Genomic DNA, 2,951 nt, shown 5'->3' on the forward strand with positions numbered 1-2,951 from the left:
CTTACTATCAATCAGAGAAACGTGCTCAGCGTGTAGTAGAACAAACACAGCAAGTTCTTGATCTAGTCATGCATTACTGCTATTTAATGCCCAGTATAGGTACACGTAAACTATATTGGTTAATTCATCCTCAATTGCTTAATCAAGGATTAAAAATTGGAAGAGATAAACTGTTTAGTATATTGAAAGACAATGGTTTATTGATTCGTCCTAAACGTCGTTATACCAAAACGACAAATAGTAAACACTGGATGAAAAAACATCCGAATTTGTTAAAAGATTATTCAGCTGTACAAGCACATGAAGTCTTGGTCAGTGATATTACTTATGTTGAAAGTGCTGAAGGTGTACATTATCTGTCTTTGGTAACCGATGCTTATACTCGTCAAATTAAAGGTTATAAATTATCTAAGGATATGAAAGCTGAAAATGTTGTACAGGCATTCGAGATGGCGATGAGGAATCATACTGAACGAGCAACTATCATGATTCATCACTCAGATAGGGGCTCACAATATTGCTCAGAGGTTTATCAATCGGCCTTAAAAGAGCATCAAGTGATCCCCTCTATGACGGACGGATACCTTGCGAAATAGTATTTCTCATACCAAAATGCTTTAGCTGAAAGGATTAATGGAATACTTAAACAAGAATTTCTAACGACACGTTGTAATAGTATGGAAGAGTTAGATCACCTGATTGCAGAGTCGATAGAGATTTATAATAGTTATAGGCCTCATTTAAGTTTAGGTATGCTGACACCGAATCAAATGTCTGAAAAAGCAAGAACCGAGTTAATTGCTTAACTCAGTTCTAAATGAAATACTGTTAACCTATTTTAGGACGAGACAATACACAACGAAAATGATGTAATAGATTTCTTATCTTTAGTTGGTCTATTAGGAATAGGAATAGGAATAGGAATAGCTGGTAGTCTACGAACAAGAATGACTGGTATATCTATGCAAGAATATGCAGTGTAACGAGATAAATTAGTTTAATGAGAACCTTATCAAAGCAAGTATTAGATGATTTATTTATTCAGTTAGATAATTTATCCATAACATCAAAACCAAGAGAAATTTTGACTGTGATATTGGGTTGGATGAGATCGAATGCTGAAATACTAGAACAAAAACCATTTGTAGATTATCAATTAAATTATATGTCAAATTTAAATGAAGATGAGTATCCAGTCGAATACTCAGTATTGCATGGTTCAGAGTTTATCCATATTAGAAATTGTCTTAAAAGATATACATATAAGGATGCAAAGTTCATCGCTAGTATGTTGAGTAACATGTTGGATAATTTATTTTTTTTAGAAGTTGATGTGACGTGCTCTAATTGTCAAGGTGGAGGGCTTCTTGTTTGGAAAAATGAATTGGGTGGAAAACTTGTCCATGAGTGTGCCCAGTGTGGTTTTGTTCATTTTCTTGAGCAGGATGTTGAATATCATTTAGTTCCAGCAACAACCTTGGAGTTAAAACAGGCTGGTTTAATTAAGTAAAAAACCGTAAATCCTATTTTATTCATCAAACGATTCAAGGTGACTGTTTCTGCAGTCACTTTTTTAACCCCAATTTTCACAGTGACACATAGTTATAGTCACAATTATTGAGTCTGAGCTAATGTTGAAAAGTAAGTTAAAGAACAAGTTGTACTTGAAGAATTGTAAGCTAAAACAATTGGTTATGTTTTTATTTCAGTGAGTGCTATCCCCGTATATACCCTCCAGAACATGGAAAAATATGCCATATTTTAAAAGATAAAGGCTTGATTCTAAAGGGATCAAGCCTTTTTTATTGTCTAGATAAATTCAAATGGTTTTGTGCAACAAAGTAGTGTTTTTTTTGGCGTAAATTTGTTCATTTAACAACAATCTTATTCAATAAATTGTTCATAGTAGCTGTGTTCAACAAAATAAAGAATAACGCTTATTTGTATTTTAACTGCATATTTAATCATTATTAAACATTGGTTCTAGTAAATATATAAACTAATCATCTGTGTATATGACTTATTTTTATAGTGAACTATTTTTATATGTGAGTAAAATGAGGTCATTGGTAGTGTGAAATATATCTCAATATTTTTAATTATCGTTGTTTTAAAATTATTTTCTTCATTATTCTTGTTTTTGTAATATGTTGGTTTTATTTAATTTTTTAATATAATCAATAAGTTGGTTTGTTGCTTTTTGATGAAAAAATTGATTAATTTATTAATATTATAAGATTGTTATATTAATAAATATTAAAGATCAACCCGATATTTTTTCGTTGTTATATTAGTCTGTGGAACTTAAATATTATTTTTAAAAAATTATTCAGTTAAACTTAATAGTTTGTCCTATATATTTTTTTTGTATCTTTTTGAATTTTAACTTGAAAAATGTATATTATATGCACATTCAAAAATGTAGCATTAGTTAAATGTTTTTCTGACTTATTGGAAGCAGTACAACATAAAGTTAAGGTTGTGGACACTGTTCTATTTCTTTACTTTTTTTTGAGCTACATATCAAATATTTTATCGTTGGGATGTTTAAGATGAACAACTTATCAAAAGCTTTTATGTTGGTTTTATCTGCAAGTGCAACAAATGTATTTGCAGCAGATGGAACTATTACCATTAATGGTCGTGTTTTGGATAGTACATGTACTTTGACTTCAGATGGTGGTTCAACACAAGGCACGAAAAATGTAGTTGTCACTTTACCAGCAGTGAAAACTTCAGAATTTACAGCGCTTGCTTCGACTGCAGGTAAAACTAATTTTCAACTTAAAATTGTTGATAGTTCAGGTGCTGAATGTACTTCTTTATCAGGCATTAATGGTGTGTTGATCAGTGCTGGAACAGATAAATATTTATGGCTATTTGCATTTTAAGGTGGGATTTTTTTAAATCTCACCTTATTTTTTAACTTAACAAACTCTAATTTTGCAATC

General features: G+C 30.7%; 2 protein-coding genes and 1 pseudogene. All 3 read left to right on the forward strand.

Annotated elements, in window-relative coordinates; genetic code table 11:
* Positions 1-806, forward strand: a pseudogene (locus tag RFH42_RS16770) (IS3 family transposase); the annotation flags it as partial.
* Positions 807-1,000: 194 nt separating this feature from the next.
* Positions 1,001-1,510 (forward strand): hypothetical protein, encoded by a 510-nt coding sequence (locus RFH42_RS16775; RefSeq protein WP_308977071.1) that lies wholly within the window; start codon positions 1,001-1,003, stop codon positions 1,508-1,510.
* Between the two features lie 1,042 nt (positions 1,511-2,552).
* Entirely contained in the window at positions 2,553-2,891 is a 339-nt protein-coding gene (locus tag RFH42_RS16780) for a fimbrial protein (RefSeq protein WP_308977073.1), read from the forward strand.
* Positions 2,892-2,951: the final 60 nt, after the last annotated feature.

Source organism: Acinetobacter rudis, from assembly GCF_031157835.1.
In the GTDB taxonomy this organism is placed as follows: Bacteria; Pseudomonadota; Gammaproteobacteria; order Pseudomonadales; family Moraxellaceae; genus Acinetobacter; species Acinetobacter rudis_A.

What these genes read in the sequence shown, in the direction of transcription:
- RFH42_RS16775 (WP_308977071.1), top strand. Translation starts at nt 1,001, where the DNA reads ATGAGAACCTTATCAAAGCAAGTATTAGATGATTTATTTATTCAGTTA.
- RFH42_RS16780 (WP_308977073.1), top strand. Translation starts at nt 2,553, where the DNA reads ATGAACAACTTATCAAAAGCTTTTATGTTGGTTTTATCTGCAAGTGCA.